Origin of the sequence: Nostoc sp. DedSLP04 (genome assembly GCF_034530775.1) — a bacterium.
Taxonomy (GTDB): Bacteria; Cyanobacteriota; Cyanobacteriia; order Cyanobacteriales; family Nostocaceae; genus Nostoc.
Genome location: NZ_JAVRCL010000014.1, coordinates 121,771 through 127,770, shown reverse-complemented (window position 1 = coordinate 127,770; position 6,000 = coordinate 121,771). Strand labels below are relative to the sequence as shown.

The window sequence follows — 6,000 nt, the reverse complement described above, 5'->3', positions numbered from 1 at the left end:
TTCCTAAATCCTTTGTGAGCAAGCTTTTCAAGACTTAACGGGAAAAGTCAGGTTAATACATCGACTTGCATTGTGAATGCGGCGGCCGCCTTGTTAATGCATCGACTTGCAAAAATTAACACCTCCTCCCCAAAGTTAAATACCTAAAAGTTGGCGTGTTTCTATCCTCGTTCCCAGCCTGGAGACTGGGAACTAGTTGGAGTAAGGGCTGTATCTTAACTTAGTGCCATTCGTTCATTACCTAAAAGTTGGCGTGTTTTCTAATTGCGGCATAGTGTCTTGCTGTTGTATTCATCTCAATCACCAACTCTGTCCCTTGACCTAATTGAGAATTACACTTAAGTTTACCTTGATGTTTTTCAACGATAATTTGCCGACTAATTGATAACCCTAGTCCTTGACTTTTGCTTACTGGCTTGGTTGTAAAAAACGGTTCAAATATATGTCTTTGGATATGGGGAAGCATACCTTTGCCATTGTCAAAAATGCGAATGATAACTTTGTGCTTTTTCCCTAGTAGTTTGTCATTTAGCCAAGGTTCATGATTATTGACCAATGATAAATGACTGCTAACAACTTCTGTATGAATCAAAATTTTTGGAGTAAAAGAATGATCGTGTTTCATCCTTTCTTCTAAAGCATCAATGGCATTAGTTAAAATGTTGATGAATACCTGATTGAGTTCACCAGGGTAACACTCAATTAAGGGTAATTTCCCAAAGGTTTTAATTACTTTAATCTCTGCTCTATCAGGTTTTTCTTTGAGACGATGTTGCAAAATCCTGAGAACGCTATCAAATCCTTGATGTATGTCAACCTTTTTCATTTGACCTTCGTCAGAGATAGAAAAATTCCGCAAAGCGAAAACAATATCTTTCACACGCTCAGAACAGGCTCGCATTGACCACAGTAATTTAAAAAATTCTGTCTTCACGAAACCAAGGTCAAGGTGTTGCAAATGTAAGGCAAGAACTGGGGTAGGCGTGGGATAGTAATATTGGTAAAGTTCAATAATTCTGATTAAATCTTCAGCGTATTTACTAGCAGTATGGATATTGCTGGAAATAAAGTTAACGGGGTTGTTAATTTCGTTAGCCATATCCGCCACCAGTTGACCGAGATTAGCCATTTTCTGGTTCTGCAATAACTGCTTTTGAGTATATTTGAGTTCTTCGAGGGTAGTTTCTAGCTGTTGTGATTTTTCCTTAACTTGGTCTTCGGTAGACTGGTGTTGAGCAATTTCTCTTTGGAGTTGTTCAAATAGTTGGTATTGTTGAGTAGCGTAGGCGCAGCCCGTCGTAGACATCGCCTTATCCTGATTAATATCCTTGTGCGTTCCCACCATCCGCACTGGTTTACCGAATTTATCCCGTTGGAATACTTTGCCACAAGTCAAAATCCACTTCCACTCCCCGGATTTAGTCAACATTCGCAATTCGACTTCAAACACAGGTATGCATCCTTGGAGATAATCGTGCAATACCTGACGAATTCTTGGTAAATCCTGTGGATGTACCAGTTGTTCAAAGGATTTATAATCGTTGTCGATTTCCTCTACTTTATATCCCAGGATGCTTTTCCATTGGGAATCATAATAGGTTTTGTCAGTTACCAGATTCCAATCCCACAACCCCAAGCCACTAGCGATTAATGCCATTTGTAAGGCGGCTTGTGAGCATTGGCAAGTATCTAAATTTTCTAGAGATAAGTCTTTGGCTTCTGGGAAACTCTGAGAATCTTGTACTGAAAATGGAGCTTCTGATTCATGAGTAGCGGGTTCTTGGATATGCATAGCTGCTGGTACGATGAGGAAGATATTCTGTAGCTTTCTCTCTACGCTGTTTTAGCACCCTGACGATTCAGTTATGGACAAATCGCCTAGTTGGTTTATTAGGCTGTAACTTAGGTCAGGAATATATCAGCCCATATCATAAATTGGGATGGAATTTAGAAGAATGTAACCTCTGTTGCGATCGCAATAGCAATCTCTTAGAAAAAATCGCTACATTGTTGTGCATCTACATTCTAAGATATGTCTAAAAAAAGTAGTTCAAGTCACATATAATTACCTAAAAAGCCCGAAAAATTTGTAAAAAAATTTCTATGATTGAATCACGCTAAATAATTTCAGGATGCAAAAAATTGTCAAGGCTTTTTTGTAGCTTTTTGAGTCAAGTCTAGCTGCTATGCATACAAGGCAGCCGACATTGACTTCTAAAGCTTAATGGTGTGAGAAAAGATCATACTGAATTAGAGTCAATGAGTAATGACTATAGATGAACTAGTATTGCTACTAAAAGCCAGTCAAGCAACCGGTTTAACGACGCTCCAAGAGTTGATATTGCGTTCTTCGTGGGAAGGAGAAACCTACACCAATATAGCTAGTGAAGCGCACTACGGCGAGGAACGTGTCAAGAAAATCGCTGCTCATTTATGGCAAGTACTGAGTAATTTTTACAAAGAACCAATACATAAATCCAACTTTCGCCAGACTCTAGAAAATCACCATTTTAGCGAAGCGCATCAGCAGTTAATTAAGGAATTCAATCGAGCCGCCACAGCGATATCCTTAGAATTTCCTAGTGGCCCAGTATCTCTTAATTCCAGATTTTACATCCCTCGACCGCCAATTGAAGAACTCGCTTACGCAGAAATGGCTGAACCTGGGAGTGTAATTTGCATCAAAGCACCCAAAAAGATGGGAAAAAGCTCTCTGGTTTTGCGGTTGCTTGCACGCGCTAACAAGCAAGGCTTTCACACCGTAACTTTGGACTTTCAGCAAGCAGACAAAGCAGTATTTGCCAGTTTGGATAAATTTTTGCGCTGGTTCTGTGCGAATGTTAGTTGGGAGTTACAGCTAGAACCAAAACTCAATGATTATTGGGATGAAGATATGGGTAGCAAAGTCGGCTGCTCTATCTATTTCCAAAAATATTTACTGCCTGCGCTCTCAAGTCCCCTGGTTTTAGTATTAAATGAGGTGGACTGGGTGTTTGAGTATCAGGAAATTGCTCAAGAGTTGCTACCATTGGTGCGATCGTGGCATGAACAAGCCAAAAGGGTAGAAATTTGGCAAAAATTACGTCTGGTTCTGGTTTATTCAACAGAAATTCTTGTTCCCATAAAACTCACTCAATCGCCATTATTTAATATTGGTTTGACAATTAATTTACCTCCCTTTACGAAAGAGCAAGTGCAGGATTTAGCACAACGTCACGGCTTCGATTGGACAGATGGTAAAGATGCCGATAGTTTGATGGCAATGGTGGGAGGAAATCCTTATTTGGTGCGATTGGCATTGTATCACCTTGTGGGTAAAGGTGGATTAAAAGGAGATTTAGGGCAGTTATTGCAACAAGCACCCACAGAAGCCGGAATTTATAACCAGTGTCTAAGGCAATATGTATTAGCACTTCGAGATCAGCCAGAATTGGGAGATGCTTTTTATGAAGTGATTAATACTACAAATTATCTGAAATTAGAGCCAAGCTTGGCATATAAATTACAAAGTATAGGGCTAATTAATTTAGAAGGCGATGTCTACGACGGGCTACGCCTACGCAGTACTCCTGCGTGTGAATTATATCGGTTATATTTCCAACAATATTTCAAAAAAAGTGAGCATTTCAATAATACTCATGTTGAACAATTGAAACAAGAAAATCAACAGTTATCAGTCCTCTCTAGTTTAGATTAACTAACTTAATTAGTTAATCACTGCTACTTTGAAAGCTACCTGCAAATTGAGTGGCAAAATTTTGCTCGTCAAAACACTCTAATATCACTGATTTTTTGCGATATGAAGAATAATTCAGCTATTCTGAATTCCGAAGTCAGAATGAATCAGTGGGGAATTCAGACCCGCCACTGTTTTTTTTACCACTAAATATGCAGATTGAGTGGAGGTGTTAAACCCCTTAATTCATCCAGCAGTCGCACAAAATTTATTCTGAATTCTGACTTCTGACGCCTTTATTCTGTTTTGCTAAAAATAGCAACTGATAAGACTTTTTTTGTCGATGAAACTTCTATTACTCGCTTGGGAATAATAAATCATGCATGAGATAAACTTGCAATTAATCTCAGCATATTAGGTGTGTTTACTATCGACAAATAAAGGAACAGTTTGTTAATGAAAGTGAGTTCATCAGGGATTAAACTAGGTTTTGCGGCTGTTAGCAGTAGTTGTCTTGCGGCAGTAGCGATCGCTATGAGTGGAGCAAGTGCAATTGCTGCTCAATTCATCACAATTGAAAGCACTGGTACATTATCAGGAACTATCGAACTGCCCAGAAATAATCCCAATTTCAATAATAGTATTACTCGTATTGATACGGATGATACTGGAACTTATTACCGGAACTTAGGTACTAATAATAATCCTAATTATGTTCCTGTATACCAATCAGACTATTTACAGGTAGAAACACGCTCCGATGGAAGTCTGCATCACTTTGTTGACTTTAAAGGTATTCCAATTGTCTCGTTTGATGGTGTTTTGACATCGCCGGTGCTTTCTGGTGGTCAATTAACTACCTTTCTTTACCAGGGACAATTGTCAGGAACCACATTTCAAGGAGTAGTTCAAGATGAATTTAATCTGACAAAAGCTTTCTACACTGGTACTGTCACCGACCCAAACACCGGAAAGAAATATCAAGGTACTTTTGAAGTGAGTGGATATGGGGAGCGATATAGTAATCCCAATGGTAATTTAACTCCCACGGTCTTTGATTTCCAGTCTGATATTCCAGGTTTCCCAGGCGTAACATCCTTGACCATAACTAATGCTAGTTTGGCAAATTTAAGAATCATAGTACCTATAAATGAAACTTCTATTCCAGAACCCGCTACCCTTATCGGAACTCTGATGGTAGCTAGTTTTGGTATCGTTCTGAAAAGAAGAAAAGACAGCGGACTTAGGAAGACGTTTTAAAACTGAAAGCCTGTTGTAAAAAAGCTCACAAGGCTGAAGCTGAATTGTAAACGTCAGCGCCTTGTGAGCAAATAATCTCAGACAATAAGGACTAAAGTCCTTACTACGAACTTATTTATCTATCAATTTAAAATAAGCCGGACTTTTGCAAATCCGGCTGAGTTGAATCATTCATCTATACGCAGTAGTTTGCGATAAAATGGTTGTGAAAAATCAGTTATACGATAACGTTTATAGTTATCCATAAGTTCAATTAAAAAATTAATAAACTCGAAACTAGCCATCATCAGTTCATAACTCAGGTCAGCATTGCCATCAAACTGAATTCGGCAACGGGTTAAGTCTGAGGGTAAAGTAGCAACATTCCAGGAGGCGACAAAGGGAACATGTTCGCTGGCTTCAATCTTCCGATGTCCCTCCAAGACCCCTTTTTGATAAAGACTGATGGCATAAGGTAAGAAATTGCGCCTAGCACCCTGAACATAAGGTAAGTAAACACTGGCTTGTTGTTGAGTTGCAGGCTGGAGTTGCTCAATAGACATAGTTAAATATTCCTCAAGTTAGTTAGCAACTGGGGATATTAGTGGATGTTAGTAGTATTCCCCAAAGATGTGTCTAAAGCACATAGTAGGAATGGGCATTGGGGATTGGGCATTGGGGATTAGGTATTGGGCATAGGGAATGGGGCATTGGGCATTGGGGATTGGGCATAAGGGATAAGTCTTTGATACTTGCTGACGAGTTTTTGAACTCCACTCCTCTGCTCTCCAGTCCCCCAGTCCCCAGTCCCCATGCCCCATGCCCCATGCCCCATACCCAATAAATGAAGTTACTACTAAGAAATATTAAAATTTCGGTTACAATGATGCTGCATTAACTGTTATCGAATCTGGGAACGGTAACACTAAAAATCCCTACTGTACAGTGGTGGATGCCGTTATTGCAGTTTTTCCCAACAAAAAGCTGCTGCTACCTTGCTATTACTTTACCCAAACCGGAGTTTTCATTAGGAAAAGTCCGACTCTACAAGCTTCCTGCCGAAGTGGCTATCAAAGGAATCAAGC

4 protein-coding genes are annotated in these 6,000 nt (G+C 39.5%); 2 read left to right on the top strand and 2 right to left on the bottom strand.

Features of this window, described 5'->3' with window-relative positions:
• Positions 1 to 241: 241 nt before the first annotated feature.
• The gene (locus tag RMX89_RS11140; RefSeq protein ID WP_322670885.1) at positions 242 to 1,792 is read right to left on the bottom strand and encodes a PAS domain-containing sensor histidine kinase; all 1,551 of its coding nucleotides are present in this window, start codon (positions 1,790 to 1,792) and stop codon (positions 242 to 244) included.
• A gap of 474 nt (positions 1,793 to 2,266) precedes the next feature.
• Between RMX89_RS11140 and RMX89_RS11135 the strand changes: the two genes are divergently transcribed.
• Both RMX89_RS11135 and RMX89_RS11130 read left to right on the top strand, forming a co-directional pair.
• A complete protein-coding gene (locus RMX89_RS11135; RefSeq protein ID WP_322688960.1) occupies positions 2,267 to 3,697 on the top strand; it encodes an AAA-like domain-containing protein in 1,431 nt (476 codons plus the stop codon).
• Positions 3,698 to 4,132: 435 nt separating this feature from the next.
• Positions 4,133 to 4,936: a PEP-CTERM sorting domain-containing protein gene (locus tag RMX89_RS11130; protein WP_322688959.1), complete on the top strand. Its 804-nt coding sequence runs from the start codon at positions 4,133 to 4,135 to the stop codon at positions 4,934 to 4,936.
• A 167-nt stretch (positions 4,937 to 5,103) separates the two neighbouring features.
• On the opposite strand, the gene ebsA is transcribed toward RMX89_RS11130, so the two are convergent.
• Positions 5,104 to 5,478: a type IV pilus biogenesis protein EbsA gene (gene ebsA, locus RMX89_RS11125; RefSeq protein ID WP_322688958.1), complete on the bottom strand. Its 375-nt coding sequence runs from the start codon at positions 5,476 to 5,478 to the stop codon at positions 5,104 to 5,106.
• Positions 5,479 to 6,000: the final 522 nt, after the last annotated feature.